At 71.3% G+C, this 26,586-nt stretch carries 24 protein-coding genes, 1 tRNA gene, 3 pseudogenes and 1 riboswitch; of the genes and pseudogenes, 14 read left to right on the forward strand and 14 right to left on the reverse strand.

The window, feature by feature from the left end; genetic code table 11:
- Positions 1-824: 824 nt before the first annotated feature.
- Positions 825-1,038, forward strand: a pseudogene (locus ABZ815_RS06745) (IS1380 family transposase); the annotation flags it as partial.
- 168 nt (positions 1,039-1,206) lie between these two features.
- Here ABZ815_RS06745 and ABZ815_RS06750 read toward each other — a convergent pair.
- Positions 1,207-1,278: transfer RNA gene (locus ABZ815_RS06750), tRNA-Arg, on the reverse strand.
- 114 nt (positions 1,279-1,392) lie between these two features.
- Between ABZ815_RS06750 and ABZ815_RS06755 the strand changes: the two genes are divergently transcribed.
- The 4 genes from ABZ815_RS06755 (at position 1,393) to ABZ815_RS06770 (ending at position 3,606) form a co-directional block, all read left to right on the forward strand.
- Positions 1,393-1,779, forward strand: coding sequence for a response regulator (locus ABZ815_RS06755; RefSeq protein ID WP_352349704.1), 387 nt, complete (start codon positions 1,393-1,395; stop codon positions 1,777-1,779).
- A gap of 121 nt (positions 1,780-1,900) precedes the next feature.
- Entirely contained in the window at positions 1,901-2,566 is a 666-nt protein-coding gene (locus ABZ815_RS06760; protein WP_357694780.1) for an AIM24 family protein, read from the forward strand.
- 238 nt (positions 2,567-2,804) lie between these two features.
- Positions 2,805-3,104: a winged helix-turn-helix domain-containing protein gene (locus tag ABZ815_RS06765; protein WP_357694782.1), complete on the forward strand. Its 300-nt coding sequence runs from the start codon at positions 2,805-2,807 to the stop codon at positions 3,102-3,104.
- The gene (locus ABZ815_RS06770) at positions 3,094-3,606 is read left to right on the forward strand and encodes a YbaK/prolyl-tRNA synthetase associated domain-containing protein (RefSeq protein ID WP_357694784.1); all 513 of its coding nucleotides are present in this window, start codon (positions 3,094-3,096) and stop codon (positions 3,604-3,606) included. The genes ABZ815_RS06765 and ABZ815_RS06770 overlap by 11 nt, the downstream gene beginning before the upstream one ends.
- Positions 3,607-3,669: 63 nt before the next feature.
- Here ABZ815_RS06770 and ABZ815_RS06775 read toward each other — a convergent pair whose 3' ends face one another.
- The 4 genes and pseudogenes from ABZ815_RS06775 to ABZ815_RS06790 all read right to left on the reverse strand — a co-directional run bounded on the left by ABZ815_RS06775 (position 3,670) and on the right by ABZ815_RS06790 (position 5,743).
- The gene (locus ABZ815_RS06775; protein ID WP_357694786.1) at positions 3,670-4,125 is read right to left on the reverse strand and encodes a cellulose binding domain-containing protein; all 456 of its coding nucleotides are present in this window, start codon (positions 4,123-4,125) and stop codon (positions 3,670-3,672) included.
- A 55-nt stretch (positions 4,126-4,180) separates the two neighbouring features.
- Positions 4,181-4,483: pseudogene (locus tag ABZ815_RS06780) on the reverse strand (GDSL-type esterase/lipase family protein); the annotation flags it as partial.
- Between the two features lie 73 nt (positions 4,484-4,556).
- Positions 4,557-5,393, reverse strand: a complete 837-nt coding sequence (locus tag ABZ815_RS06785) for a universal stress protein (protein WP_357694788.1) — start codon at positions 5,391-5,393, stop codon at positions 4,557-4,559.
- A 2-nt stretch (positions 5,394-5,395) separates the two neighbouring features.
- Entirely contained in the window at positions 5,396-5,743 is a 348-nt protein-coding gene (locus ABZ815_RS06790) for a hypothetical protein (protein ID WP_357694790.1), read from the reverse strand.
- Between the two features lie 62 nt (positions 5,744-5,805).
- Here ABZ815_RS06790 and ABZ815_RS06795 point away from each other — a divergent pair, with 62 nt between their 5' ends.
- The gene (locus ABZ815_RS06795) at positions 5,806-8,049 is read left to right on the forward strand and encodes a glycoside hydrolase family 95 protein (RefSeq protein WP_357694791.1); all 2,244 of its coding nucleotides are present in this window, start codon (positions 5,806-5,808) and stop codon (positions 8,047-8,049) included.
- Here ABZ815_RS06795 and ABZ815_RS06800 read toward each other — a convergent pair.
- Positions 8,009-8,629, reverse strand: a complete 621-nt coding sequence (locus ABZ815_RS06800) for a class I SAM-dependent methyltransferase (RefSeq protein WP_357694793.1) — start codon at positions 8,627-8,629, stop codon at positions 8,009-8,011. The genes ABZ815_RS06795 and ABZ815_RS06800 overlap by 41 nt on opposite strands.
- 35 nt (positions 8,630-8,664) lie before the next feature.
- Positions 8,665-8,777: riboswitch (TPP riboswitch) on the forward strand.
- Between ABZ815_RS06800 and thiC the strand changes: the two genes are divergently transcribed.
- Positions 8,770-10,248, forward strand: coding sequence for a phosphomethylpyrimidine synthase ThiC (thiC, locus tag ABZ815_RS06805; RefSeq protein ID WP_357694795.1), 1,479 nt, complete (start codon positions 8,770-8,772; stop codon positions 10,246-10,248). It overlaps the preceding riboswitch by 8 nt.
- Before the next feature lie 10 nt (positions 10,249-10,258).
- Here the strand turns inward: thiC and ABZ815_RS06810 are convergent, their stop codons facing one another.
- Together ABZ815_RS06810 and ABZ815_RS06815 are read right to left on the reverse strand one after the other, a co-directional pair.
- Complete coding sequence (locus tag ABZ815_RS06810; RefSeq protein WP_357694797.1) at positions 10,259-11,110, reverse strand: SDR family oxidoreductase; 852 nt, start codon at positions 11,108-11,110, stop codon at positions 10,259-10,261.
- A gap of 52 nt (positions 11,111-11,162) precedes the next feature.
- On the reverse strand, positions 11,163-13,547 hold the full coding sequence (locus ABZ815_RS06815; protein WP_357694799.1) for a hypothetical protein: 2,385 nt from the start codon (positions 13,545-13,547) through the stop codon (positions 11,163-11,165).
- A gap of 124 nt (positions 13,548-13,671) precedes the next feature.
- On the opposite strand from ABZ815_RS06815, the gene ABZ815_RS06820 reads away from it, so the two are divergent.
- The 6 genes from ABZ815_RS06820 (at position 13,672) to ABZ815_RS06845 (ending at position 18,713) form a co-directional block, all read left to right on the forward strand.
- Entirely contained in the window at positions 13,672-14,835 is a 1,164-nt protein-coding gene (locus ABZ815_RS06820) for a DUF6493 family protein (protein ID WP_357694801.1), read from the forward strand.
- 100 nt (positions 14,836-14,935) lie between these two features.
- Positions 14,936-15,274 carry a hypothetical protein gene (locus ABZ815_RS06825; protein ID WP_357694803.1) on the forward strand — a complete coding sequence of 113 codons (339 nt, stop codon included), beginning with the start codon at positions 14,936-14,938 and terminating at the stop codon, positions 15,272-15,274.
- 12 nt (positions 15,275-15,286) lie between these two features.
- Positions 15,287-16,684: a HAMP domain-containing sensor histidine kinase gene (locus ABZ815_RS06830; protein ID WP_357694805.1), complete on the forward strand. Its 1,398-nt coding sequence runs from the start codon at positions 15,287-15,289 to the stop codon at positions 16,682-16,684.
- The gene (locus ABZ815_RS06835) at positions 16,681-17,343 is read left to right on the forward strand and encodes a response regulator transcription factor (protein WP_357694807.1); all 663 of its coding nucleotides are present in this window, start codon (positions 16,681-16,683) and stop codon (positions 17,341-17,343) included. The genes ABZ815_RS06830 and ABZ815_RS06835 overlap by 4 nt, the downstream gene beginning before the upstream one ends.
- Before the next feature lie 87 nt (positions 17,344-17,430).
- Positions 17,431-17,961 (forward strand): DUF4956 domain-containing protein, encoded by a 531-nt coding sequence (locus tag ABZ815_RS06840; RefSeq protein ID WP_357695405.1) that lies wholly within the window; start codon positions 17,431-17,433, stop codon positions 17,959-17,961.
- Positions 17,958-18,713, forward strand: a complete 756-nt coding sequence (locus tag ABZ815_RS06845; RefSeq protein WP_357694809.1) for a polyphosphate polymerase domain-containing protein — start codon at positions 17,958-17,960, stop codon at positions 18,711-18,713. Before ABZ815_RS06840 ends, ABZ815_RS06845 begins: the two co-directional genes overlap by 4 nt.
- Here the strand turns inward: ABZ815_RS06845 and ABZ815_RS06850 are convergent.
- Complete coding sequence (locus ABZ815_RS06850) at positions 18,708-19,931, reverse strand: acyl-CoA dehydrogenase family protein (protein WP_357694811.1); 1,224 nt, start codon at positions 19,929-19,931, stop codon at positions 18,708-18,710. The two genes, ABZ815_RS06845 and ABZ815_RS06850, sit on opposite strands and share 6 nt — an antisense overlap.
- Positions 19,932-19,999: 68 nt before the next feature.
- Here ABZ815_RS06850 and ABZ815_RS06855 point away from each other — a divergent pair.
- Positions 20,000-20,176: pseudogene (locus tag ABZ815_RS06855) on the forward strand (TetR family transcriptional regulator); the annotation flags it as partial.
- A 447-nt stretch (positions 20,177-20,623) separates the two neighbouring features.
- Here the strand turns inward: ABZ815_RS06855 and ABZ815_RS06860 are convergent.
- From ABZ815_RS06860 to ABZ815_RS06880, 5 genes are all read right to left on the reverse strand, one after another.
- Positions 20,624-21,619 carry an acyltransferase family protein gene (locus ABZ815_RS06860; RefSeq protein WP_357694813.1) on the reverse strand — a complete coding sequence of 332 codons (996 nt, stop codon included), beginning with the start codon at positions 21,617-21,619 and terminating at the stop codon, positions 20,624-20,626.
- 98 nt (positions 21,620-21,717) lie between these two features.
- Entirely contained in the window at positions 21,718-23,652 is a 1,935-nt protein-coding gene (locus ABZ815_RS06865) for a DUF6807 family protein (RefSeq protein WP_357694815.1), read from the reverse strand.
- Positions 23,649-24,698: a mandelate racemase/muconate lactonizing enzyme family protein gene (locus ABZ815_RS06870; protein WP_357694817.1), complete on the reverse strand. Its 1,050-nt coding sequence runs from the start codon at positions 24,696-24,698 to the stop codon at positions 23,649-23,651. The genes ABZ815_RS06865 and ABZ815_RS06870 overlap by 4 nt, the downstream gene beginning before the upstream one ends.
- Positions 24,695-25,567: a 5-dehydro-4-deoxyglucarate dehydratase gene (locus ABZ815_RS06875; protein WP_357694819.1), complete on the reverse strand. Its 873-nt coding sequence runs from the start codon at positions 25,565-25,567 to the stop codon at positions 24,695-24,697. Before ABZ815_RS06875 ends, ABZ815_RS06870 begins: the two co-directional genes overlap by 4 nt.
- On the reverse strand, positions 25,564-26,454 hold the full coding sequence (locus tag ABZ815_RS06880; protein WP_357694821.1) for an NAD(P)-dependent oxidoreductase: 891 nt from the start codon (positions 26,452-26,454) through the stop codon (positions 25,564-25,566). Before ABZ815_RS06880 ends, ABZ815_RS06875 begins: the two co-directional genes overlap by 4 nt.
- Positions 26,455-26,586 lie beyond the last annotated feature (132 nt).

The raw sequence follows: 26,586 nt of genomic DNA on the forward strand, positions 1-26,586 counted from the left end.
GAGAAGACATAGTCAGTCCGCACCACGTCTTCCACGTCCCTCGGGCTCATCGAGGCTTAGACGGTCGCGGATCTCTGGTGGTGCCTGGACCGTCTGTGACTCATGCGTCCAGCCGGCCTCACGGCTTTGTCGCTTCATGTCCCGCCTGAACGGCGAGCCGTAAGGTGTCGCCCGATGCCGGGCGGATCAGCGGTTGCGGCTCCTGAGGCGGACACGCATAGGCACCCGAGTCGGATGTGTCCCTCAGGCCTCTACCCATCCCAACCTTGCCTACAGCCAGTGAGCGTCAACGAGAAACGGGCGGAACTCCGTGAGACTGGAGGCCCGCCCGCTTCTGTGATGTTCATGCTGGTCAATGGCCTGAACCGCTGATCGAGATCTTGTGCCCCCCTGTAGGATTCAAACCTACGCACTCGGCTCCGTGAGAGCTGCTGTCGAGGATACGTGCAAGCCTCTGACCAGTGGCTTCGAGGGTGCTCGTTGGGTAAGGCCAGGTGATGGTCCGCAAGCGGAGCATGAAGCTGTGTTGGCCACAACGCATTCGACCTGCATAGCTCTCGGAGCTGTGTCAGCCGGCCTGCTCAACGTTGGGACTAGCCCCGGGCGCTCGCGGGGAATTTGAGCCGAGCTGATCGTTCACATGAGAAACGTGCCTTTGAGCTGGGAGGACGGGGCTTGTATAGAGTCCTGTCCACGCCAGATTAGAAGGCACCATTCGAGTGGAGACCATCGCGTCCCAGCGCAAGATCGTGGTGTCCGCAGACGGTTCGGGGCTCGCCTCCCACGCAGGCGCCCTGCAACTGCTCCGCACCCTCCGCGTCACCGGCCTGGACCAAGCGTTGTCCATCCGACTGCAGCGCCGGCGACCTGCCCGGGGCCGTGCACGACCGCGGCAAGGTCATCGCCGACCTGGCCCTCAGCCTGGCTCTCGGCGGTATCTGCCTGGCCGACATCGCACTGCTGCGCTCCCAGCCCGACCTGGTCTGGCACGTCGTCTCCGACCCCACCGTCTCCCGGCTGATCGACCGCCTCCCCGCCGTGTGCCCCTGTGCCAGCAAGGGGCTGACAGCTACCTGTCGTGGCCTACAACTGGCCCACAACCAGCTAGCGTCAACGAGAACGGGCGGGACTCCGTGAGACTGGAGGCCCGCCCGTTCCTGTGATGTTTGCGCTGGTCAGCGACCTGAGTCGCTGATCAAGATTGTGTGCCCCCTGTAGGATTCGAACCTACGCACCCGGCTCCGGAGGCCGGTGCTCTATCCCCTGAGCTAAGGGGGCGACGAGTGATAAGGCTATCAGCATCTGGAGACCACTCGGCACCAGATAACGCTCCTTGAACGCATCCCGCGAAAACCCCACGTGACCGCCCCACTACGGGCTAGCTTTGCGCCCGTGAGCGACGTTCTTGGCAAAGTACTGGTCGTGGATGACGACGAGGTCATCCGGCAGCTCATCGCGGTCAACCTGAACCTGGAGGGGTTCGAGGTGTCGACCGCCACCGATGGGCAGGACTGTCTGGATCGGGTGATGGACGTCATGCCGGACGTGATCACGCTGGACGTGATGATGCCCTGCCTGGACGGGTGGGCGACGGCGGAGAAGTTGCGTACGGAGGAGGCGACCAGTCACATCAAGGTCGTCCTGATCACGGCGCGGGCGCAGGACGATGACCGGAGGCGTGGGCTGGGGATCGGGGTCGACGCGTACCTGACCAAGCCGTTCGACCCGGCCGAGCTCATTCAGGTGGTACGGGAACTCGCTTCCGGGGCTCCGAGTTGATGGGGTTGTAGAAGGCGCTGGGGCGGAGTGCCGGAGGTGGTGAAGAGCGGCGGGGTGGCGCCGCTCGGGCCGCGTCCGGGTGCACGTCGGCGGCGACGACCATCGACGTGAGAGGTACGGCGTGCGTAGTTCGATCTTTGGCAACCTCGATGCCCAGCCGCTTCCCGGCGGGTTCGCGCTGGAGAACCGCAAGATGTTGCGGGTTCAGTTGCCGCACGAGGTGCTGGCCAAGCAGGGGTCCATGGTCGCCTTCCAGGGGCAGATGGACTTCGACTACGAGGGCGCCGGCGGGATCGGCCGGTTGCTCAAGAAGGCCGTGACGGGGGAGGGCACCTCCCTGATGCGGGTACGTGGCCAGGGGCTGCTCTATCTGGCGGACAATGCCGACGACATCCACCTTTTCTACCTGGAGAACGAGGGGCTGACGGTCAACGGGCGGAACCTGTTGGCGTTCGGGCCGGAGCTCAGGTGGGACATCCAGCGGGTTCAGGGGGCCGGGGTCGCGGCCGGCGGGTTGTTCAACACCACGGTGACCGGCACCGGGTGGGTGGCGGTGACCACGCACGGCACGCCGGTGCTGCTGGACGTGGCGAGGATGCCGACGTTCGTGGACGGGCAGGCGGCGGTGTGCTGGAGCACGGGGTTGCAGGTCGGGGTCAACCGCACGATGAAGGCGGGGGCGTTGATCGGGCGGGGGAGCGGGGAGGCCATGCAACTGGCGTTCCGGGGGCAGGGATTCGTGCTGGTGCAGGCCAGCGAAGGGGCGCCAGTGGTGCAGGCGTCGTGAGGCATGAGCGGCCGACGGTGGTGCAGCTGTCCGGCCGACTTGTACGGCTGCCGGGAAGCTTGTGCGGTTGCCGAGGAGGCAGTGGCCTGCGGCGGCGGGGAGGCTTGTGCGGTTGCCGAGGAGGCAGTGGCCTGCGGCGGCCGGGGAGTGCGTGTGGGCGCCGAGGGCAGGTGCCGGTTCTACGTCAGGTGGCGGTTCGGGCGTGGACAGGTAATTAGCTAATTGCCATACTGGCTCGGTGGATGTGGATCTGGTCAAGGCGCTGGCCAGCGACAAACGGCTGCTCATCCTTGAGTGGCTGCGCGACCCCGAGCGGCACTTCCGCCCACAGCGCGACGGCGACCTCGTACGGGACGGCGTCTGTTCGCTGTTCATCGCCGAGAAGCTGGGCGTGAGTCAGCCCACCTGCGGCGAGCACCTCAAGGTGCTGGCCAAGGCGGGGCTGATCCGGGGCACGAAGATCAGGCAATGGGTCTTCTACCAGCGCGACGAGGACCGGATCGCCAAGGTCAAGGAGATGTTGAGCAGTGACTGGTGACTCGGCCGACGCCTACGAACGTCTGATCGCCGATCTCGATGCCGGCGGGGCGCGCTACCGGGTGATCGACCATCCGGCGGAGGGCCGTACCGAGCTGGTGAGCGCCCTGCGGGGGCACGGTGTGGAGCAGGCGGCCAAGTGCCTGATCGTGATGGTCAAGGTCGGCAAGAAGGTGACCCGGCACGTGCTGGCCGTCGTGCCGGGGGATGCGCGGCTGGATCTGCAGGCGGTCAAGGGGCTGCTGGAGGGCACGTACGTGGCCTTCGCCGACAAGGACAGGGCGGAGGAGCTGGCGGGGAGCGTCAGCGGGACGGTGTTGCCGTTCAGCTTCGACCCTCGTCTTGAGCTGGTGGTCGATCCTTCGCTGCTGGAGCTGCCGGAGATCTACTTCAACGCCGCGCGGCTCGACCGGTCCCTGGTGCTGACCACCGACGACTACGTCCGGCTGGCCGCGCCGCGCGTGGCCACCATCGTGGCGGCGCCGGTGCCGGCCGCCAACTGAGCCCCTGCGGGGGTACCGCCCGCCGACAAAGACCGTGTGTGGGTACCGACAACCAACCGGGCCTCAAGCGCGGGCGCAGGTGGCGGTCGGTGGGGTGTTGGTGGTGGTCCAGGAGGAGAGGAAGCCGAAGGTGGTCGTGGCGCCGGAGGCGAGGGCGCCGTTCCAGGTCTCGTTCCTGACCTGCACGGACGAGCCCGTCTGCGTGAGCCGCCCACCCCACAGCCGGCTGACCGCCTGACCGTCGGCGAACGTCCAGCCGACGTCCCAGCCGGTCAGCGGGGAGGCGCCGGTGTACGTGACGGTCACCTCGCCCTGGAAGCCGCCCTGCCACTGGCCGGTGATCCGGTAGGCCGCCGCGCAGTCACCGCTCCCCGAGGTGGGGGTGGGGGAGGAAGGCCCGGAGAGGGCGGCGGTCAGGGCCGGGTACCAGGCGTCGGACATCTTCTGGTCGCCGGAGGCGTTCGGGTGCCCGCCGTCGTAGGTGTCGGTGCCCGTGCTGAAGCCCGTCCACTGGTCCACCGCAGGTGGGCGGGTTCATCGGGATGAGCTTGGCGACGAGGATCTTCATGGTGGGGTTGCTCGCCCGCATCTGGTTCACCAGGGTGGTGAACGCGCCCAGGATCGTCGCGGGGGCGATGTTGCTCCACACGTCGTCGGTGCCGAGGTGCATGACGACGATGTCCGGCCTGGTGGCCGAGAGCCAGCCGGGCAGCAGACCCTGGTTCGCGATGTTGGTGGCCAGGTAGCCGCCGTGACCCTCGTTGTCACCGTCGTGGGCGACGTGGTGAGGACGAGCACCGCGCCGGCCAGTGCCAGCATCGCCGTCAGTAAGGCGCTGATCCTGCGCATGTCCACTCCCGTCGCGTGGCCTGCGCAGATGGTAGGAGCGGGCGGGGGAGACGGGGAAGGCGGCCGTCCGAACGGAAGGCGGCGACCTGCGGGAACGTCCCCTACACCGATGTGACTTTCACGATCGCGAGCGGGCAGGGCCCGTGGTGCAGCATGCCCTGGCTGACCGAGCCGATGAGCATGCCCTTCAGCGTGCCGTGCCCCCGGCTGCCGACGACCAGCAGGTCGGCCCCGGACGCCGCCTCGCGCAGCACCTCGACGGGATGGCCGTGCACGACGTCCTCGATCACCTCCACGCCGGGATGGCACTGCCGGGGTATGGCGAGGAACGTCCGCAGGGCCTCGCGGGTCTCGCGTTCGGCCTCAGGATCGGCGGGTTCGAAGCCCGAAGCGCGCGGCCAGGCCCAGGCCTCCACCGCGCGCAGGCGGGCGCCGCGCAGCTCGGCCTCGGCGAAGGCGAACTTCAGCGCGCGCAGGCTCCCCTCGGAGCGGTCCACACCGACCACCAGTTCCCCGCGCGGAACGGCGGGCGGGTCGCGGACCAGGACGACGTCCGTGTGGGCGTGCGCGGCCACCCCGTGGGCGACCGAGCCGAGCAGCAGCCCACGGACGCCGCCCAGGCCACGACTGCCGACGACGAGCAGTTCGGCCTGCTCGGCGGTCTTGATGAGCGCGGCGCGGGGATCGCCGGGCACGAGTTCCGTGGTCACCTCGGCGCCCTGCTCGCGGGCGTGCCGCTCGGCGGCCGCGAGCACTTCCTTGGCGCCGTCGCGCATCCACTTGCCCACCTCCGCGTACCGGCCGGAGATCGGGTGGCAGACCCAGTCGGGCACCACGTGGGCCACGGTCAGCGACACCCCGCGCAGCACTGCCTCCTTGGCGGCCCAGTCGACGGACAGCAGTCCGGTCGGCGAGCCGTCGACACCTGCGACGATCATGGTCAGGCCACGTAACATTCCACTTCGGCGCGGCGGTACGCCAAGCCCTGTCTGGTGGACTCGTCGATGCACGCGCGCTCGGTCCTGCTGAGGAGTAGTTCGCCGCAGACCGTCACGCCGGAGTACGTCCGGCAGTCGAGTGAACGGTTGCGCCGGCCGATGCGGTAGTTCTCCTGGACCGCCTGCCTGCACTTGGCGCGCAGGGCCTGCGTGTCGGCGTAGCGGCACTGGGCGGTCAGGATCCGGTACTGCTGCTTGCTCACTTCCTGCTGCTCGATGCCGTCCCCAGAGGCGGCAGCCGGTCCGATCGTGGTCAGAGCCACGATCGCGGCCACAGCGGCGATCTTCATCATAGTTCCCCTGAGGGGGTCCGTACCGCCAGGGGCGATCGTCAAACCTTAGGCTGATCGCCATGCTGACGCTCCGGTACGACGAGCCCGCCCCCGACTGGGAAGGACACGTCCTTCCGATCGGCAACGGAGCGCTCGGCGCGTGCGTGTTCGGGACCCTCGGGACGGAACGCGTCCAACTCAACGAGAAGTCGTTGTGGACCGGCGGTCCGGGGAGCGCGGAGCCCGGCGCGTCGGGCAACTGGCCCGAGGAGCGGCCCGGCGCGTTGGACGCCGTGCGCCGGATGATCGACGAGCGGGGTTCGGCCTCGCCGGAGGAAGTGGCCGGAATCCTCGGAAACCCGTCCTACAGCACGGTGGGGCACATCCCCGGGTTCGGGGCGTACCAGAACTTCGGTGAGCTGCTGCTCGACGTGACCGGTGGTTTCTCGGGCGGCTACCGGCGCACGCTCGACCTGGAGACGGCGGTGGCCGCCGTGACGTACGAGGACGCCGACGGCGTGGTGCTCACCAGGGAATATTTCGCCTCGTACCCGGCGAACGTCATCGTCGGACGGCTGACGGCGGCACGCCCGGGGCGGGTGGGGTTCACGTTACGGTTCGGCACAGCGCACCCAGGCGGGGAGGAAGTGACCGCCGAGGCGGGACGGCTGCGCGTCCGGGGTGTGCTGGCCGACAACGGCCTGGTGTACGAGGGCCAGGTCCAGGTGCTGACCGAGGGCGGCACCCGTACGGACGAGGGCGACCGCGTCGTCGTGACCGGCGCCGACAGCGCGGTGTTCGTGTTCTCGGCGGGCACCGACCACGCGCCCGTCCATCCCGGTTACCGGGGCCCGGACCCGGCGGCGCGGGTCACGGCGGCCGTGGACGCGGCGGCGCGCCGGCCGTACGGGGAGCTGCGGGCCGAGCACGAGGCCGACCACCGGGCGCTGTTCGGCCGGGTCCGCCTGGACCTCGGCCAGATCATGCCCGACCTGCCGACCGACCGCCTGCTGGCCGGCTACGAAGGGGGCGCGAGCCCGTCCGACAAGGCGCTGGAGACGCTGTACTTCCAGTACGGCCGGTACCTGCTGATCGCCTCCTCCCGCCCCGGCTCGCTGCCGGCCAACCTCCAGGGGGTGTGGAACGCGTCCAACTCGCCGCCCTGGGAGTCGGACTACCACACCAACATCAACCTCCAGATGAACTACTGGCCCGCCGAGCCGGCGAACCTGGCCGAGACGGCGGTGCCGTACCAGGAGTTCGTGGCGGGGCTGCGCGCGCCCGGACGCGAGACCGCCAGGTCGATCTTCGGCACCGAGGGATGGGTGGTGCACTCCAACACCAACCCGTTCGGGTTCACGGGGGTGCACGACTGGCCCACGTCGTTCTGGATGCCGGACGCGGCCGGCTGGCTGGTGCGCCAGCTCTACGAGCGTTACCTGTTCGACGGCGACGAGGGTTACCTGCGCGGGCACGCCTACCCGGCGATGCGCGAGGCCGCCGAGTTCTGGCTGGCCAACCTGCGTCCCGACGTGCGCGACGGCAGCCTGGTCGTCTCGCCCGCCTACTCGCCCGAGCACGGCGACTTCACCGCGGGCGCGGCCATGCCGCAGCAGATCGTCCGGGACCTGTTCGCCTGCACGGCCGAGGCCGCGCGGACGCTCGGCGTGGACGCCGAGTTCGCCGGACGGCTGCGCACGGCGGCCGACCGGCTCGATCCCGGGCTGCGCGTCGGCTCCTGGGGGCAGCTCCAGGAATGGAAGGCCGACCTCGACGACCCCGCCGACCGGCACCGGCACGTCTCCCAGCTCTACGCCCTGCACCCCGGCACGCAGCTCACCGCTCCCGAGCACTTGGCGGCGGCGCGCACGACCCTCGAAGCCCGCGGCGACGGAGGCACGGGCTGGAGCATGGCCTGGAAGGTCAACTTCTGGGCCCGGCTCAAGGACGGCGACCGCGCGCTGAGCATGCTGAGCGGGCAACTGCGGTCGAGCACGCTGCCGAACCTGTGGGACACGCATCCGCCGTTCCAGATCGACGGGAACCTCGGCGCGACCGCCGGGGTGGCCGAGATGCTGCTCCAGAGCCACGCCGGCGTCGTCGAGCTGCTGCCCGCGCTGCCGTCCGCCTGGCGCGCGGGCTCCTTCGACGGGCTGCGCGCCCGCGGCGGCTTCACGGTGGGGGTGACCTGGACGGACGGCGTGCCGGCCGAGGTCAGGCTGACGTCGGCGCGCGGCGGGACCGCCCGGCTGCGCGGCCCCGGGTTCGCGCTCGACCTGGAGACTAGGGCAGGGGAGAGCTACGCGCTGTCGCCAGCACGCTGAACCAGGTGCGGTGGGTCACGCTCGACTCGTGCCAGGCGACCGCGAACCCGGCCGAGTCCAGCGCCGTGAGCAGGTCGCCGGCGTCGCGGTGGACGAACCAGCGCTCGTACTCGGTCCGGTAGGGCACCGGCTCCCACCCCTCGCTGTCGCCCAGAGCGGTGGTCAGCGCGAGCACCCCGCCGGGGCGCAGTGTCGCGTGCCAGGCGCGCAACGTCGACTCGGTCTGCTCGGACGGCACGTGCACGAGGGCCGCGGCCGACCAGATGCCGTCCAGGGACGAGGGCGCCAGCGGCGGATGCCGCAGATCGCCCAGGACGGTGGGAACGCCTCGCCCGGCGGCGAGAGCGGCCATCCCGATCGACAGGTCGACGCCCACGGTGGACAGGCCGCGTCCGGTGAACCAGGCCGACTCGCGCCCGGGGCCGCACCCCAGGTCGGCGACCGTGGCTCCGGCGGGAAGGGAAGAGGCGAACCGTTCGCGGAAGGCCGCGAACGAAGGAAGAGGGACGGCGAACTGCTCGTCGAACTGGTTCGCGATGACGTCGTAGGTGGCGGTCGTGTGCGCAATGGGATCAGACATCCCCTTGATCCTGCCACGCGCGAGGTTATGATCGCGGTGACCAACGCGGGAGCCCGGTGTGGACCGGGCTGAGAGGACGGCTGCCAGCCGCCGACCGCCAGAACCTGCTCCGGATAATGCCGGCGAAGGGAGTTTGCGCGATGAGCGACGCGCGCTTTTCCAAGATCCACATCGGTGACCTCCAGGTGCCCATGCGCGAGGTCAGGCTGTCGAACGGCACGTCGGTGCGGCTCTACGACACCTCCGGGCCGTCGCGTACCGACCGCTCGGCGTGGGGGTCCCCGGTCACCCAGCTCGGCGCCGCGCGGCGCGGGGTGGTCACCAAGGAGATGGAGTTCGTGGCCGTCCGGGAGGGCATGACGCCCGAGTTCGTACGGCAGGAGGTCGCGGCCGGCCGGGCGGTCATCCCCGCCAACGTCAACCATCCCGAGTCCGAGCCGATGGCCATCGGCAGGAACTTCCTGGTCAAGATCAACGCCAACATCGGCAACTCGGCCGTCACCTCCTCGATCGAGGAGGAGGTCGAGAAGATGACCTGGGCCACCCGCTGGGGCGCCGACACGGTCATGGACCTGTCCACCGGGCCGAACATCCACGAGACCCGCGAGCAGATCATCCGCAGCTCGCCCGTACCGGTCGGGACCGTGCCGATCTATCAGGCGCTGGAGAAGGTGGGCGGGCGTCCGGAGGCGCTGTCGTGGGAGGTCTACCGCGACACGCTGATCGAGCAGTGCGAGCAGGGCGTCGACTACGTGACGGTGCACGCGGGCGTGCGGCTGGCGCACGTGCCGCTGACCGTCCGCCGCAGGACCGGCATCGTCTCGCGGGGCGGTGCGATCATGGCCGCCTGGTGCCTGGCCCACCACCGCGAGAGCTTCCTGTACGAGCACTTCGACGAGATGTGCGCCCTGCTGGCCCGCTACGACGTGACGTTCTCGCTGGGCGACGGCCTGCGCCCGGGGTCGATCGCGGACGCCAACGACGAGGCCCAGTTCGCCGAGCTGCGCACCCTGGGCGAGCTGACCAAGGTCGCGCACGCGCACGACGTGCAGGTGATGATCGAGGGCCCCGGCCACGTGCCCATGCACAAGATCAAGAAGAACGTCGACCTGCAGCGCGAGCTCTGCGACGACGTGCCGTTCTACACCCTCGGCCCGCTCGTCACCGACATCGCCCCCGGCTACGACCACATCACCTCGGGCATCGGCGCCGCCATGATCGCCTGGTACGGCACCGCCATGCTCTGCTACGTCACCCCCAAGGAGCACCTGGGCCTGCCGAACCGGGACGACGTCAAGACCGGCGTGATCACGTACAAGATCGCGGCGCACGCGGCGGACCTGGCCAAGGGCCACCCGCAGGCCCAGGCGTGGGACGACGCGCTCTCGGACGCCCGGTTCGAGTTCCGCTGGGAGGACCAGTTCGACCTGTCGCTCGACCCGGACACCGCCCGCGCCTTCCACGACGAGACCCTGCCCGCCGCGCCCGCCAAGACCGCGCACTTCTGCTCGATGTGCGGCCCGAAGTTCTGCTCGATGAAGCTCAGCCACGAGGTACGGGCGGGCATGGCCGACAAGGCGGCCGAGTTCACCCGGAAGGGCGGCACGATCTACCTGTAGCCCGCCGCGGTCAGCCGGGCAGCGTCTCGCCGCCGATCGGGGCCAGCACCTCACCCGTGTAGTACGAGGACAGCCGGTCGGCGGCGAAGAACACGTACGAAGGGGCGATCTCGTCGGGGTCGGCGGCCCGCTTCATGGGCACCTGCGCGCCGAACGTCTCCACCTTCTCCTCCGGCATCGTGGCCGGGATCAGCGGCGTCCAGACCGGGCCGGGGGCGACGGCGTTGATCCTGATGCCGCGTTCGATCAGGTTCTGGGCCATGGAGTAGGTGAAGGCGTTGATCGCACCCTTCGTCGCGGCGTAGTCGATGAGATTCCTGTTGCCGCGCAGGCCGTTGATCGAGGAGGTGTTCACGATCGCGCAGCCCTCCCGCAGGTGCGGCAGCGCGGCCTTGGTGACGCGGTAGTAGCTGTGGATGTTGACCGCGAACGTGTGCTCCCACTGCTCGTCCGGCAGCTCCTCCAGGGAGTCCACCGGCGCCTGGTAGGCCACATTGTTGACCAGCACGTCGAGGCCGCCGAGCTCGGCGACGGCCTGCTCCACGACCGCCACGCAGTGGTCGCGGTCGGCCAGGTCGCCGGGCAGCAGCACGCAGTGCCGCCCCTCCCGCTCGACCAGGCCGCGGGTGTGGTTGGCGTCGTCGTGCTCGTCGAGGTAGGCGATGGCGACGTCCGCGCCCTCCTTGGCGAACGCGACCGCCACCGCCCGGCCGATGCCCGAGTCACCACCGGTGATCAGCGTCCTCTTGCCCGCCAGCAGGTTCCTGCCCTCGTAGCCGCGCATCTCGTCGCGCGGCTCGGGGGACATGTCGCCCGTACGGCCCGGGTACGGCTGGGTCTGCGGTGGTGGTGTGTCTGACATGTCCGGCGGTCTTCCCCCGGCGGGGTATCGGTAACGTCACGGCTTGCCCAGGTCAGCCCTTTCTGAAGTCCTGAACCTCCTTCCACACCCGTTTGTGCTCGACCAGCCTGGTGTCGAAGACCTTCGTCCCGGCCTCCTTGGCGTACGTGGCCAGTTCGCCGCTCTTGGCGCGCTTGAGGAAGTCGGCCTGCTCCTTGAGCCGGGTGCGGACGGTCTCGACGGCGGTGGACAGCGTGTCGTCGTCCTCCCAGCGGTCCAGATCGGCGGCGAGCAGGTCGCGCTCGGCCAGCAGCTTGTCCGCGACCGACTTCGCGTTCTTGACCAGTTCCTCCTGCTTGTGGTCGGCGGCCAGCTTCATCGCCGTCCGGTCGAACGTGATGTCCACCCCGCCGTCCTTCTTCTCCGCGTGGCCGCCGCGGTCGCCCTCGTTGACCGTCGCGAACGGCATGAGGTTGCGGAACGACAGATAGGCCATCGCGGCCGTGGGCGCGTCGGAGGCGTTCAGCACCGTGGCGGCCTCGTCGAACATGCTCGCGAGCTGGCGTCCCTCGATCTGTTCGACGGGCAGCAGCGCGGCCAGCTCCATGATCCGCGACTGGAGGTCCTTGCGCACGGCCTCCTTCAGCGCCCTGACCGCCTGGGGGCCGGTGGTGGCGTCCGAGACGAGGTGGTTGGCGTGCTGTGTCTCGATCGCCCAGGCGGTGGTGTGGCAGCCCATCCCGGCGACGCCCGGCGGGGCGGGCGCGCGCCCGTTGATGACCAGGGACTCCTTCAGCGACGGGTCGAAGTCCACCACCAGGTTCGTGTCGGCGGCCTCCGACGCCCAGGTGGTGCGCTTCGGCTCGACGGTGATCGGCGGCTGGTCGGCCAGCCGCGCCGTGATGCTCTCGATCAGCGGCGGGAGCGCGTCCGGGACCGCCCTCTTGGGGAACAGCTCCGGGTACTCCTTGCGCAGCGCGCCCTCGAACTGCTTGACCATCATCTCCGCTGCCGCCCGGCCGAGCTTGCCGTCCACCGGCTCGGGCAGCCCGGCCGCGGTCACCGCGTGCGGGTAGGCGGCGGCCATCACCCGCAGGTGCCTGTCCAAGAGGTCGGACAGGACGACGACCGCGTACTCCGGCGCGCCGTCGCCGATCTTCTTCAGGTCCGTGGCGACCTGGCCGGCCTCGGCGAGGATGCGGGCGTTCCTGGCCGACGAGATCGCCTCCTTGGCGCTCTCCGCCCGGCGCGCGGTGTGCGGCTGCTGGAGCCGGGTGCGCGCGTCCTCCGCCTTGGCCCTGAGCGCGCCGGCCGCGCGGTGCATGCCCTGGTAGATCCCGGGTGCCTTCTGCACGTCCTCGATCCGGTCGAGGAGGGCCGGGATGCCCTGCAACGCCGTGACCCGGTCCTTGTTGGTGGCGACCGCCGTCAGCGCCTTGTCCAGTTCGGTGTTGATCGACTGGAGCTCGGCGTACTGCTTGGCCACGTCCCCGTAGGACTGCGGGTTGAGCGCGTACTCGACGTACGACTCGCGCATCGACGCGTCGAACGCGAACATCTTCCACAGAGCCGTTCTCATCTCGTTCTGCTCGGACTGGCGGGGTTTGGGGGCGCCCGTGCCCTTCTCGGCGGCCAGCTTCGCCGCCTTGACCTCGTACGCCAGCAGAGCCCCCCGGTACGTGCCCTCACCCGACCCCGTCGAGCCCCTGGCCGAGGCGGGCGGGACCGTGCTGAACGGCAGATGGTTCAGGAAGTTCAGATGCTGGGCCACCGCCGTGGCCAGCGCCTGGGCCGCCTTGCTCTCGTTCTTCTCGCTCAGGGCCAGGGCGCACTGCTCGGCGACCAGGCGGGCGGAGTTCTCCAGAGGCTCGACCCGGCTGGTCGCGTCGTCGGCGTCGACCGCCTCCAGGCGCATCAGCAGGTCGCGTGCCGTGCCGTCCGGGTCGCTCACCTGGGCCTGCGCCGCGGCCTGCATCGACAGCAGCGCCGTGGCCGCCTCCTTGACGGTCAGGCCGTACAGCGAGGCGCGTACCGAGTCCACGACCCCCTGCCACGAGGTCGTGTGGTCGCCCATGCGGTTGCCGAAGGGGGAGGGCGTGCGCTGGAGCCGGCTGATGAGTACTCCGGCGATCTTCTTCGGTCCCGCGTCACCCCGCAGGTCCACCAGGGGGCGCAGGTGCACGACGGCGCCCGCCGGGAGGTCGTGCTCCCGTGCCGCGAACGTGACCGCGCCCCAGACCTCGCTGCGCGGCTTGGAGATGGCGATGGTGCGCGGGCGCGCGTCGGTCTCCATGGCCTCGCCCCGGTCCCGGGACAGGACCGGCGCGCTCTTCCGCTTCTCCAGCCGGACGACGGGCGTGACCTCCTCCTCGGAGTCACCCTTGTTCTTCTTGCGTAAGTTCGTCTTGCTGCTCTCCGACTTCGTGCCGCCCTGCCCCTTGGACCGCTTCCGCTTCATCCCCACCCCTCCCCGTGCCACCGTCAGCCCGATGCTCCTCCTCGGGACGCCCCAACGGCAGTGCCCTGACCTCATCCGGCCACGTCCGGCGGATCTGTCGTAGGTGATCAATAGACTCGCCCGCGTGCCGACCGCCTGGGACGAGATCCGCGACCTCATCGACGCGCGCCACACCGACACGCTCGTCTCCCGCCTGCTGACCCTCGACGCCGACGAGCGCGAGCTCGTCGCCGGATCACTCCGCGAGCACGTCGCCCTCCGGCGCGACGACCTCGCCGACCCCGACTGGGAGGAGATCGGCGAGGTCGGCTGGACACCGCCCGCCGAGCTGCTGCGCCTGGCCGGGGCGGCCACCCTCGGCGCCGTCGGCGCCGTGGCCGCCTGGGTCAACCGCCGCGACCTCCAGTCCTGGTACGGCTTCTCCGCCCGTCCCCACTTCGGCGCCCCCGGGCCGATGGTGCGGCTGTTCGGTCACCGTCCCGCCGCCTGGCAGGCCGACCTCGCCGTACGCCTGGCCGCCAGGTTGCGCGGCCCCGCCGACCCGGGAGCCCCGCTGGCCCTGGCCATGCTCCGGCACACCCGGGCCGAGCCGCCCGCGCACGATCCCCTGGTGCTGGCCTGGATCTCCGACGGCGCGTTACGCCCCGCCGACCCGCTCTTCCCCGCCCTCCTGCCCAGGATCTTCGAGGCGGAAGGGGCCGGGCGGCTCCTGCGCGAGGCCCCTACCGACCCGCTGATCCGCGCGGCCGACCGCGGGGTCCTGCTCGACGGCTGCGTACGCCGCTTCCTGCGCGGCGGGCCGCTCCACGACCTGCGCTTCTTCGTCCGGCTCCACGAAGCCCTCGACCCGGCCGCCGACGAGGTCGTTGCGCGCCGCCTCGACTACCTGCGCCTGCTGCCCGCCGCTCCCGGCCTGGTGGCCGAGCTGGCGCTGAGACGCGTCCGCCACCTGGACCACCCCGACCCCGCCGACGTGGTGGAGGCCGTGGAGGGGCTGGTGTTCCGCGCCGAGGTCAAGCTCGCCCGCGCCGGGCTGAGCTGGCTCGACGAGACCGTACGCGCGTCCCCCGCCCTGGCCGACGACCTGGCGGGGGCGTTGGTCCTGGGGTTCCAGCACGCGTCGTACGAGGTGCAGGGGAGGGCGGCGCAGCTCGTGCTCAAACATCGGGCGCGGTTCGGGGGCGAGGCGGGCGAACGCATCCGCGACGGCCTGCCCGCCCTTCCCCCGTCCCTCGTGGCCCGCCTGAACCCCCACCTCCTGAGCGGTCCCACCCCTCTCAAGCGGTGACGGAGTCCGACATTCCGGTGGGGGAGGACGGCGCGGGGGATGAGAGGTTCCTCATCCGGGGCTCAGAGTGGTCTCCTCGGACGGGCGCACGCTCAACCTCATGAAACGCGTGATGCTCATTCTCGTGGCGCTGACGGCGGCGGGCTTCCTCTCGGCCGGATGGGTGCGGGCGGCCGACGACGGGCCCGATCTGGGCGACTCCGTCACGGTCTCGTCCTCGCCGGGGACGTCGGCCGGCGACGTACGGCCGGTCACGTCACCGGGAACCGAGGCGGAACCCGTCAAGCCGCCCGCGCCGAAGCCCGGAGGCGGCGATGATGATGGCGACGTCGACCCCCATCGCGCCTGGGCCGACGAAGACGAAGACGACGACGATGACGACGAAGACGACGCTCACGAAAGCGGCGACGACGATGATGACGACGACGAAGACGACTGAGCGGGGGGTCGGATGCGGGTGAGCGCCCGCGCCCGGATCGTGGGCTGGATGCTCGCCGTGGTCGGCCTGGCCCTGGCGGTCTCGATCTTCGCGACCTGGACCGTCCTGCTCGCCCGCCTCGACGACCGGATGAACCTGGAGTTCACCAACGAGGCCGAGAAGCTGCGCCGGTACGCCGCCACCGCCCACGATCCCCGCACCGGCCGGCCGGTCTCCGACGTGCGGGAACTGCTCACCGGCTACCTGGCGATCAACTCGCCCGACCGATGGGAGACCTTCTTCAGCATGGTGGACGGCAGGGCCGACCGGATCACCGCCGTCACGCCCCCGGCCCGGCTCGACACGGACGAGAAGCTGGTCAAGGTCCTGGCCGCGGCCACCAGACCGGCCTACGGCGACACCGAGAGCGTCGAGGGCACGGTCAGGTACGCCGTCATCCCGGTCAGGGTGGCGGCCGACCCCCGTCCCGGCCATTTCGTCGCCGCCGTCTTCTACGACCGCCACCGGGGCGAGATCGTGGACGCGGTCGGCGTGCTCGGGCTGTCGGCGCTGGCCGCGCTGGCCCTGGCGGGGGCGGCGGGATGGTTCGTGGCGGGGCGGGTGCTGGCCCCGGTGCGGCTGGTGAGCCAGACGGCCGAGCAGATCAGCGACTCGGCCGACCTCACGCGCCGGCTCAAGGTCACCGGTGACGACGACGTGGCCGCGCTGGCCGCCACGTTCAACCACATGCTCGACCGTTTGGAACGTTCCTTCGCCGTGCAGCGCACGTTCGTGGACGACGCCGGGCACGAGCTGCGTACCCCCATCACGGTCATCCGGGGGCATCTGGAGCTGATGGGGGACGATCCGGCCGAGCGGGCGGAGACGCTGGCCCTGGTCACCGACGAGCTGGACCGCATGAACCGGATCGTGGACGACCTGCTCACGTTGGCCAAGGCCGAGCAGCCCGGGTTCCTCGCGGTCGAGGAGGTCGAGCTGGCCGACCTCACGGTGAGCGTGGTGGCCAAGGCGCGGCCGCTGGGCGACCGGCGGTGGCGGGTGGACCAGGTGGCCGAGGCGCGGATCCCGGCCGACCGGCAGCGGCTCACGCAGGCGCTCATGCAGCTCGTGGTGAACGCCGTCCGCCACACCATGGACGACGATCTCATCGCGGTCGGGTCGGCCGTGCGGGGCGGGCGGGCCGAGCTGTGGGTGCGGGACAGCGGGCCGGGCGTCGCGCCCGCCGACCGCGAGCGCATCTTCCGCCGGTTCGTCAGGGGCGCGGGACGGACGGGCGGGCACGACGGGGCAGGGCTGGGGCTGGCGATCGTCAGGTCGATCGCCGAGGCGCATGGAGGCGGTGTGAGAGTGGCGGACGTCCCGGCGGGGGGCGCTTGTTTCGTGATGACGTTGCCGCTGGCCAGGGCATGAACCGGATCCTGATCGCCGAGGACGAGAGCCGGATCGCGGCCTTCCTGGAGAAGGGCCTGCGCGGCAACGGCTTCGTCACGGCGGTGGTGACGGACGGCGTGGCGGCCTACGATCTGGCCAGTTCGGGCGGGTTCGACCTGCTCCTGCTCGACATCGGGCTGCCGCTCAGCGACGGGTTCACCGTGCTGCGGCGGCTGCGGGAGTCGAAGGTGGCCATCCCGGTGATCATCCTGACGGCCCGGGGCGGCGTGACCGACACGGTCGCCGGGCTCGAAGGGGGCGCCGACGACTACATCGCCAAGCCCTTCGCCTTCGAGGAGCTGCTCGCGCGGGTCAGGCTGCGGCTGCGGGCCGACCGCACGCCCGAGCCGACCGTCCTGCGCGTCCGGGACCTGGCACTCGACCTGCGGACCAGGCGGGCGCACGTCGGGGACCGCGTGGTGGACCTGTCCACCAGAGAGTTCGCGCTGGCGGAGATCTTCTGCCGGCATCCCGACCAGGTGCTGACCCGCGAGCAGCTCCTCAGCCACGTCTGGGGCTTCGACTTCGACCCCGGCTCGAACGTCGTGGACGTCTATGTCCGCTACCTGCGCAGGAAGATCGGCCCCGACCGCATCGAGACCGTGCGCGGCACGGGCTACCGGATGAGAGCCGCCTAATGGGCGGCTCACGGCTCCCTCACCGGCGGGCCACAGGCTGGTGGACATGAGAACGAGGGGCAAGACACCGTGACGGCCGGACTGGCGATGGACCTGGCGGCGATCACCGTCCTGGCCTACGGCCTGTACTACCGGCGACATCACCGGCGCGACCTGCTGTTCGCCTACGTGGCGCTGAACCTGGGCATCTTCGCGGTGGTCTCCCTGCTGCTGGTCCAGCGGGTGGACCTGGCGGTCGGGTTCGGGCTGTTCGGGGTGTTGTCGATCATCCGGCTGCGGTCCAGCGAGATCACCCAGCAGGAGATCGCCTACTACTTCGTGGCGATCGTCCTCGGGCTGGTGAACGGCATCGCCTCGCAGCTCCCGCTGACCGCGCTCTTCCTGGACGGCGTGCTCCTGGCCGTCGTGTACGTCGCCGACCATCCCCGCCTGCTCGGCCGCACGCGGCAGCAGGTCGTGACGCTGGACGTCGTGCACGCCGACCCCGAGCTGCTCAGGGCCGACCTGGAGAGCCGGTTGCGCGGCCGCGTCCTGCACTGCGTCGTCACCCAGGTGGACTACGTGCGCGACGTGACCGTGGTGGACGTGCGCTTCCAGCTCGCCGAGGTGGCCCGATGAGGGACGCGAGCGCGCTGATGGCCGGCGTCGCCGCCGGGCTGCCGCCGGTCGGGCTGGACGAGGTGCCCGAGCTGATGAGCCGGACGGACCACAAGTACGTGGTCAGCGTCCCGGTCATGGCCAGGCTCGCGGCCGAGCTGGGCGACCGGTTCTCGGTGTTGCGGATCGGGGCCCTTCGCCAGTTCCGTTACACCTCGACCTACTTCGACACGCCCGACCTGCTGACCTTCCGCCACCACCGGCAGGACCGGCGACGCCGGTTCAAGCTGCGCACCCGTACGTACCTGGACGGCGGCGGCCGGTGGCTGGAGCTGAAGCTGAACGGCGCGCGCGGCAACACCGACAAACGCCGCATCCCCTACGATGCCGCCCCGGCCGGCGAGCTGACCACGGAGGCCATGGAGTTCGTCGGTGACACGCTGAGCAGAGAGCTGAGCGTCGCCGTGCCCGACGCGCTGGGGCCCGTGCTGTCCACCGACTACCGGCGGGTCACGCTCGTGGACGGGCAGACCCGGCTGACCTGCGACACCGGCCTGCTCTGCCGCGACGGCGGCCGGAGCGTGCCCGCCCGCGGCGACCGGGTGCTGCTGGAGTCGAAGTCGGCCGACGGGCGGGCGCCGGTGGACCGGGTGCTGCGCGGGCTGGGGGTGCGGCCGGTCAGCGTGAGCAAGTACTGCCTGGCGGTGGCCGCGTTGAGGGGCGTCCCGGCCAACCGCTGGCAGCCCGCCATGCGGGGATATTTCGCGCTATAGCGGCAGACCGCCCGTCGCCGCGCTCGTCGAACCGGTCGCCTGGTAGGCCGCGATCGTGCGCTCGGCGATGCGCATCTGGTGGATCTCGTCGGCGCCGTCGGCGAAACGGGCCCAGCGGGCGTGCTGGAACATGCTCGCCAGCGGAGTGTCGGTCGAGTAGCCGAGCGCGCCGTGCACCTGGATCGCCCGGTCCACGATCCGGTTGAGGCTGTTGGCCACGAAGTGCTTGGCCATCGACACCTCCGTACGGAAGTCCTCGCCCCTGTCGATCTTCGAGGCGGCGTGCAGGACCATCAGCTTGCACTGGTAGAGCTCCATGGCCGAGTCGGCGATCAGCCACTGCACGCCCTGCTTCTCGGCCAGCAGGGAGCCGTGGCTGTAGCGGTTGAGCGCCCGGTCCACCATCATGTCCAGCGCCGTCTCGGCCTGCGAGATCCACCGCATGCAGTGGGCGAGCCGCGCCGGGCCCAGCCGGTACTGGCCCAGCCGGTGGCCGTTGCCCCGGCCGCCCAGGACCGCGCTGTCGGGCACCCGGAGGTCCTCGATCACGATCTCGCTGTGGCCGGTCGAGCCGTGCATGGTCTCGACCTCGCGCACGTCCTTCCAGCCCGGATTGGGCAGGTCGACCAGGAAGGCCGTGTTCGCGCCGCGGGAGCCGTCGGGCACGTCCTTCTCGGTGCGCGCGATGAGGATGGCGAAGCTCGCCCGGCGGGCGTTGGAGATGAACCACTTGTGGCCGTTGATCACCCACTCGTCGCCGTCCTTGACGGCCTCGGTGCGGATCAGGGTGGGGTCGGACCCGGCCACCTCGGGCTCGGTCATCGCGAAGCACGACATCTGGACGCCGTCCAGCAGCGGCCGCAGGTACTTCTCCTTCTGCTCGTCGTCCGCCCAGTGGAGCAGGGTGTGCATGTTGCCCTCGTCGGGGGCCTGGCAGTTGAGCACCCACGGGCCGATGCGGGTCTTGGCCGCCTCCGACTGCACCATGGCCAGCTCGACATGGCCGAGGCCCATGCCGCCCCACTCCTCGGGCATGTGCGGCAGCCACAGCCCCTCGGCCTTCGCCCGGCGGCGCAGCTCGAAGATCGTGCGGAGGTAGGCGTCCCGGTCGCCCTCCTCCACGCCGGACATCGTCGGGATCACGGTCTCCTGGATGAAGGACCTGACCCGCCCGCGGATCTCCTCGTGTTCGGGAGCGAGAGTGAAATCGATGGCCATGACTCTCCTTCGGCGATTTCACCGATAGTACTATCGGTGAAAGCACACACAAGTCCCGTGAGGCGATCGTGACCAGCACACCGCGCAGCAGAAGCGAGGCGAAGGACCTGACCCGGCGCAGGCTGATCAGGGCGGCCCTGACGCTCCTCGACGAGGAGGGCGAGGCCGGCCTGACCACCGGCAAGGTCGCCAAGGCCGCAGGAATCGCCCAGTCGAGCTTCTACGTGCACTTCAAGGACATGCAGGAGCTGCTGCGGGTGCTCGGCGAGGAGGGCGGCGACCGGCTGCGCCGGGCGATGCGGGAGGCGCGGCGCAGGGCCCGCGAGGCGCCCGACGACCTCGAACGCCACCGCGACACCTTCCGCATCCCGCTGGAGGCGATCTGCCGCCACCCCGAGCTGCTGCGCATCCAGCTGCGCGCGCGGCACGACCCGTCCTCCTCGCTGCGCGACTTCGCCGCCCGTACGGCCGCGGCCTACCGCGAGCACCACGCGGCCGACCTGGCCGCGCTCGGCTACACCGCCGGCGACGAGCGCGACCGGCGGCGCCTGGAGATGATCGCCGAGGGCGTCAACGCGGCCACGAACGCGCTGGCCATGGGCCACCTGGAGGGCCGCTACCCCGACCTGGACGAGTGCGCCGACATCCTGGTCGCGCTGTCCAGGGGCGCGCTGCGCCTGCTCAGGCACGAGTCAGCCGGGACGGCGCAGCGGGGTGAAGGCCCAGGTCATGCGGGGTTCGACGGCCCAGCGGAAGAGCCGGCGCACCCAGGGGGCGCACAGCAGGGTGGCGGTGACGACGCCCAGCAGGAGTGACAGCGGCAGGCCCAGGCCGAGCCGCTCGGCGCCCTTCACCACGAAGCCGTGCAGCAGGTACGCGTACATGGTGGCCGAACCCAGCCCGCTGAACCAGGTGCGCCGGGACGGGGTGACCGCCAGGAACGCGGCCACCAGCACTGCCCCCGCCGCCAGCAGCGCCAGCCTGATCGCGGTGCCGGTGAGGTCGTCCACGCCGATGGCCGCGTTGGAGTGCCGCCACCTGATCCACTCGGTCGGCACCCGCTCGTGCACCAGCAGCGCGACCGCGAGCCCCAGCCCCAGCACGCAGAACCCGGCCAGCCGCATGGGAGGCCGCCGCAGCCACGCGAAGTGCTCGGGCCGCACCATCAGGCCGAGCACGTAGAACGGCAGCAGCGCGAACGTGCGGTTCATGGCCAGCTCGCCGGGCAACCGGTCGAGCCCGGTCAGCAGGGACAGCGCGACCGCGACCGCGAGCGGCCACTTGAGCTGCTGCCACACCGGCGTGGACAGCCGCCACAGGAACAGCGAGAGCAGGAACCAGGTGAGGTAGTAGGGGTCGAGCAGGCTCAGCTCGAACTTGCCGTACAGGATCGGGCGGGGGAGCGAGTAGGCCAGCTCGAAGATCAGGTAGGGGACGGCGAGCGTGGAGATGAGTTTGCGCGCCTTGCCCCCCGAAAACGTGAAATTTCGGGACAAATAGCCGCTTAGGACGATGAATAGCGGCATGTGGAAGACGTACACATAGAAGTACAGCGCGTGGGCGAGCGGCGCGTCGCGCTGGTCCTCGATCAGGTGACCGCACACGACCAGCACGATGGCCAGGTACTTCGCGTTGTCGAAGAACGGGTCCCTGGCGGTGGCGGGGCGGGCGATGACGGGTGCGTTCACAGATTCCGCACCCTAGCCGCGGCCCGCCGAACCGCCGGGAAACCGGGAATGAGGGCTTACCGAAGAGCGGGTGTCAGGCGCGCTTCCCGATCACCGCCCTAGATCATCGCCTCGACGGTGGCGGCCAGGGCCGACGCCGACGGCCCGTCGAGCCGCCCGTCGGCCACGACCGTGACCACCCGCCTGGTCAGCGCGTCCTCGACGACGAGCGGACGGTCCCACGCCAGCGCCTGCCCGACCCCCGGATACTCCGCCACCCGCACGAACCAGGGATCGTCGCCGGCCTGCACGAACACCAGCGTCCAGTCCCGCCCGTCCGGCTCGGTCCCGGCCATGGCCACCCACCGGCCCCGGCTGCCGTGCACGGACCCCTCGTCCCCGGGGAAGGTCACCCGGCCGGAGGAGGAGCCGGGCGCGCGCCAGAAGAACCCGCCGTAGCCCGCGCCGGGCCGGCCCTTCGTGGCCGAGCTGTTGACCTCCAGCGGCGAGCCGGTGAGGTTGGTCAGCGTGAACGTGAGGTCGAGGGCCCACGCGCCGCCGACCGGCCGGGCGGCGACCGTGCGCCGCTCGCGGGCGATCAGCCGGTCGCCGGGGCCGATCCACTCCAGCTCCTCGGTGAAGCCGTCGTCGTCCAGCCGGGTGAAGGCGACGTGCCGCTGCCTTCCGTGGTCGTCCAGCCAGGCCGGTCCCCGGCCCCTGACGTAGGTGCGGCCGCCCCAGAAGTTCGCGCCGCCCAGGTCGGCGATCGCCACGCCGGCGCCGAGGTGGTGCACGTGGTCGTCGGGGCGCACCTGGGTGACGGTGACGCCGCCGAGCGTGCGCACCGGATGCAGGTACGGCCGCGGTGAGTCGGTGACGGGCAGGTCGGGCCGCCATTCGTAGGCCGCGACCGGCGTGCCGGCCACCCGCAGCTCCACCTCCGTCCAGGGGGCCCGGAGCTCGGAGTAGAGCGCCAGCTCCTCGGCGCTGCGGGCGGTCAGCTCGGCGATGCCGGGCAGGAACCGGTGGGTGACCTCGCCCGCGTCGTCGCGCTCCACGACCTGGTGCCGCGCGGCGATGGGCAGCGGCTCGGGGGCCAGCCGCACCGCGTCCAGGACCTGGGTGAACGTCTCCGTACGGGCCAGCGGGACGAGCAGCTCGGCCCCCGTGCGGATGTGTGCGACCAGGTTCTCCAGCAGCCCGGCGCGCTCGTGCACGGTGGTCTCGACCGAGCCGTCGGCCCGCTCGACCCGCAGCTCGTCCAGCGTGTACGTGAGCGTCGCCCGCCCCGCCTCCCCGTGCACCACCAGGTACGGTTCACTCCGGCCGGTCGCGCACAACGACACCGCGATCGTGATCACCGGCCCGCCCGCGATCCGGACGCGCAGGCAGGAGGTGTCGTCGGCCTCGATCGGATGGGCGTGGTAGAGCTCGGTCTCGACCGTCTCGACCGGGCCGTCCACCAGGGCGAGCGCGGTCGCGACGGCGTGCGCGAAGGGGTTGGTGAGCGCGCCGTCCACCACGTCCACGCCGTCCAGCCGACGCCGTCCGGCCCAGGACGAGCGCGTGAAGTACGACGAGGGCCGCTCCCACGCGCCCGCGCCGCCGATGCCGCGGACACGGCCGAGCGCGCCGCTCGCCATCAGCTCCCGCAGCGCGGGGACGGCCCGTGAGCCCAGGCTCTGGAAGCCGACCTGGCAGGCCAGCCCGGTCTCGGCCACCGCCGCGGCGATCCGCGCGTGCGCCTCGGGGCTCGCCGCGGGCGGCTTCTCCAGCAGCACGTGCGACCCGGCGCGCAGCGCCGTGACGGCGAGGTCGGCGTGCGTGTGGATCGGCGTGCAGACGATCGTGATCTCCGCGCCGGTGGCCGCGACGAGCTCGCCCAGGTCCGGCGACCAGGGCAGGGGATCGCCGTCGAGCTCCACCGGCCGCACGTCGCAGATCCCGGCCGGCTCGACCAGCCCGGTGGCCGCGAGCCTGCGCAGGTCGTCCAGGTGATGCCGCCCGTGCCCGTGCGCCCCGGCCAGGACGACCTTGACGGGGTCCGTCCTCACGCCCATCGCAACCCCAGTCCCGCGTGGCCGCCCACGCGCAGCACGCCGTCCGCGATCTCCACCGGGTACGGCTCGGCCAGCAGCCCCAGTTTGCCGAACGAGGCGTCCTCGACGTCCTCGGCCAGCGGCGGCAGCGGCAGCGCCAGGGCGAGCTGCCCGGACACCTCGCTCAGCAGGTGCGGATGGACCGGCACGCCGAACGTCCTGGCCAGCTCCGCGATCCGCAGGAACGGCGTGACGCCGCCGACGCGCACGACGTTCGGCTGGACGATGTCGCAGGCGCCCGCGGTGAGCAGGTCGCGGAAGCCGTACACGGTGTAGACGTTCTCGCCCACCGCGACCGGCACGTCGGTCGAGCGGCGCAGCTCGACGTGCGCCGCCACGTCGTCGGCGGGCAGCGGCTCCTCGATCCAGTGGAGGTCGAACTCGCGCAACGCGGCCAGGGCGCGCCTGGCCCGGTGGAGGTCCCACCGCTGGTTGGCGTCGATCATCAGCAGCCGGTCGGGCCCGATCACCTCGCGGACGGCCGCCACCCGGGCGACGTCCTCGGCCAGGTCGGGACGGCCCACCTTGATCTTGACGCCGCGGTACCCGGCGGCCACCCAGCGCCGCGCCTGCCCGGTCAGCTCCTCCAGGGGGTAGTGCAGGTTGACGCCGCTGCCGTAGGCCGGGACGTGCTCGCGCCGCCGGCCCAGCACGTCGGCCAGCCCGGCGTCGCCGCAGCGCAGGTCCCACAGCGCCAGGTCGATCCCGGCCAGCGCGACCGTGGTGATCCCGCCGGGGCCGGCCTCGCGCAGGTGCCGCCACAGCTGGTCCCACACCAGCTCGGGGTGGGCGGGCAGCCCGATCAGCGCCTCGCGCAGGTCGTGCTCCAGCAGGGCCCGCACGGCGTGCGCGCCGATCTGCGGCGTCCAGGAGAACCCGGTGCCGGTGCGGTCGTCCGCCAGCGTCACGTGGCAGACGATCACGTGGTTGGCCGGCACGTCCGGGCCCCACGGGCGGGGCAGGGGGACCGTCCGCAGCTCGGTCCGCAGGCCGGTGATCACGAGGCCGCCAGGGCGAGCCCGGACCTGATCAGCGCGTCCAGCTCGGCGAGGTGATCCTCGGCCACGTCGACCAGCGGCGGGCGCACCGCGCCGACGTCGAGGCCGCGCAGCCGTACGCCGGCCTTGACCAGGGCCACCGGGTAGCCCGGCACCTTGTCGCGCAGGCGGACCAGCGGCGCGTAGAACTCGGTCAGCAGCCGCTCGTCGCCCTTCAGGTACGCCACGGCGATCTCGGGGGCGAAGGCGAAGACCGCGCTGGAGTACAGGTCGACGCCGATGCCGCGGTAGGCGGGCATGGTCAGCTCGGCCGTCGGCAGGCCGTTGAAGAACAGGAAGTCCGGGTGCTTCTCGCGCACCGCGAGGACGGTCCGCTGCATGCGGTCGATGTCGCCGAGCCCGTCCTTGAGCCCGATCACGCCGGGGACGCCGGCCAGCTCGACCACGGCGTCCGGAGCGAGTACGACCGCGCCGCGCTGGTAGACGATCACCGGCAGCTCGGCGGCGACGGCGGCCACGTACGCGGCGAAACCGCTGCCCGGCCCCTGAGTCAGGTACGGAGGCATGAGCAGCAGCCCGTCGGCGCCGGCCGCGCGGGCCGCCCGCGCCTGGTTCAGCGCCGCGCCGATCGGGCCGCCCGCCCCGGCGAACACCGGCACCCGCCCGCCCACGACCTCGGTGGCCACCCGGACGGCCCGCGCGTGCTCCGCCTCCGACAGGGCGGAGAACTCGCCGGTGCCGCAGGCCACGAACACGCCGCCGGGGCCGTGGGCCATGCCCTGCCGGATGTGCTCGGCCAGCACCTGCTCGGCGAGGGCGCCGTCGGCGTCGAAGGGGGTGACGGGGAAGAACAGCACACCGCTGAGATTCATTCGGATTCCTTCAGTTCGGTTCGCCAGCTTCGCTGGGGCTCCCAGCCGAGCAGGCGGCGCGCCTTGTCCGTCGAGAAGGCGGGAGCGCTGCCGGTGAGCCCGGCCGCCAGTTCCCCGGTGCCGGGCACGGCCTGCGGGAGCAGGTCGGCCAGCGGCTCCCTGGCCAGGGCGTCGGCCGCGCCGGCGAAGAAGACCTCGCCGCCCGGCAGCTCGGGCAGCGCCGCGATCAGCACGGCGAACAGCTCGGCCGCGTCGCGCGCGTCGATGTAGTTGAACAGCGAGACGCCGCCGATCTCCGGCTGGTCGAGCCGTTCCCTGACGGTGTGGCCCGACTGCGTGGGCGCGCCCGCCCACTCCTCGGGCGGGATGACGAAGCACGGCCGGACGGCCGCCATCCTCGTCCGGCCCGCCCGCGCGAACGCCTTCATGGTCTGCTCGGCCACCAGTTTGGACAGGTTGTAGGCGTTCCAGGGCAGCGCCGGGTGCTCCTCGTCGATCGGCAGGTACGCCGGCGCCCAGCCGCCGGGCGCGCCGTACCCGATGACCGTCGGGCTGCTGGCCACCACCACGCCGGACACGCCCAGCTCCACCGAGGCCGCGCAGACGTTGAACGCGAGCCGCGTGTTCACCTGGAAGATCACTGACTCCGGCCGGCTGAACGGCGTCGCGATGGCCGCCAGATGGATCACCGACTCCGGCCGGAACCGGGCGACGACCTCGTACGCCTGGCCGGTGTCGGTGAGGTCGGCCGGTGACGTCGCGGCGGCCTCGACCGGCGTGCCGGGGGCCTGGTCCACGCCGATCACCTCGTGCCCGGCGGCCGCGAGCGTGGCGACGACGCTGCGGCCGAGGCGTCCGGCGCTGCCGGTGACGAGCACTCTGCTCACCGTGGGGGACTCCTTCAGGACTGCAAACAGTTGCACTAAACCTATGGGTCACGCAGGGAGAGACGTCAAGAGCCGATTTCTGACAACCCCATCTACCTGGTGATATGCCATGTCGCCTGGAAGCGGCCTGAT

Source organism: Nonomuraea sp. NPDC047529 (genome assembly GCF_040642995.1).
Taxonomy (GTDB): domain Bacteria; phylum Actinomycetota; class Actinomycetes; order Streptosporangiales; family Streptosporangiaceae; genus Nonomuraea.

What these genes read in the sequence shown, in the direction of transcription:
- ABZ815_RS06785 (WP_357694788.1), bottom strand. Translation starts at nt 5,393, where the DNA reads ATGATCGTCGCAGGTGTCGACGGCTCGCCGACCGGACTGCTGTCCGTC.
- ABZ815_RS06790 (WP_357694790.1), bottom strand. Translation starts at nt 5,743, where the DNA reads ATGAAGATCGCCGCTGTGGCCGCGATCGTGGCTCTGACCACGATCGGA.
- ABZ815_RS06830 (WP_357694805.1), top strand. Translation starts at nt 15,287, where the DNA reads ATGCGGGTGAGCGCCCGCGCCCGGATCGTGGGCTGGATGCTCGCCGTG.
- ABZ815_RS06850 (WP_357694811.1), bottom strand. Translation starts at nt 19,931, where the DNA reads ATGGCCATCGATTTCACTCTCGCTCCCGAACACGAGGAGATCCGCGGG.
- ABZ815_RS06795 (WP_357694791.1), top strand. Translation starts at nt 5,806, where the DNA reads ATGCTGACGCTCCGGTACGACGAGCCCGCCCCCGACTGGGAAGGACAC.
- ABZ815_RS06840 (WP_357695405.1), top strand. Translation starts at nt 17,431, where the DNA reads ATGGACCTGGCGGCGATCACCGTCCTGGCCTACGGCCTGTACTACCGG.
- ABZ815_RS06845 (WP_357694809.1), top strand. Translation starts at nt 17,958, where the DNA reads ATGAGGGACGCGAGCGCGCTGATGGCCGGCGTCGCCGCCGGGCTGCCG.
- ABZ815_RS06815 (WP_357694799.1), bottom strand. Translation starts at nt 13,547, where the DNA reads ATGAAGCGGAAGCGGTCCAAGGGGCAGGGCGGCACGAAGTCGGAGAGC.
- ABZ815_RS06810 (WP_357694797.1), bottom strand. Translation starts at nt 11,110, where the DNA reads ATGTCAGACACACCACCACCGCAGACCCAGCCGTACCCGGGCCGTACG.
- thiC (WP_357694795.1), top strand. Translation starts at nt 8,770, where the DNA reads ATGAGCGACGCGCGCTTTTCCAAGATCCACATCGGTGACCTCCAGGTG.
- ABZ815_RS06875 (WP_357694819.1), bottom strand. Translation starts at nt 25,567, where the DNA reads ATGAATCTCAGCGGTGTGCTGTTCTTCCCCGTCACCCCCTTCGACGCC.
- ABZ815_RS06800 (WP_357694793.1), bottom strand. Translation starts at nt 8,629, where the DNA reads ATGTCTGATCCCATTGCGCACACGACCGCCACCTACGACGTCATCGCG.
- ABZ815_RS06835 (WP_357694807.1), top strand. Translation starts at nt 16,681, where the DNA reads ATGAACCGGATCCTGATCGCCGAGGACGAGAGCCGGATCGCGGCCTTC.
- ABZ815_RS06825 (WP_357694803.1), top strand. Translation starts at nt 14,936, where the DNA reads ATGAAACGCGTGATGCTCATTCTCGTGGCGCTGACGGCGGCGGGCTTC.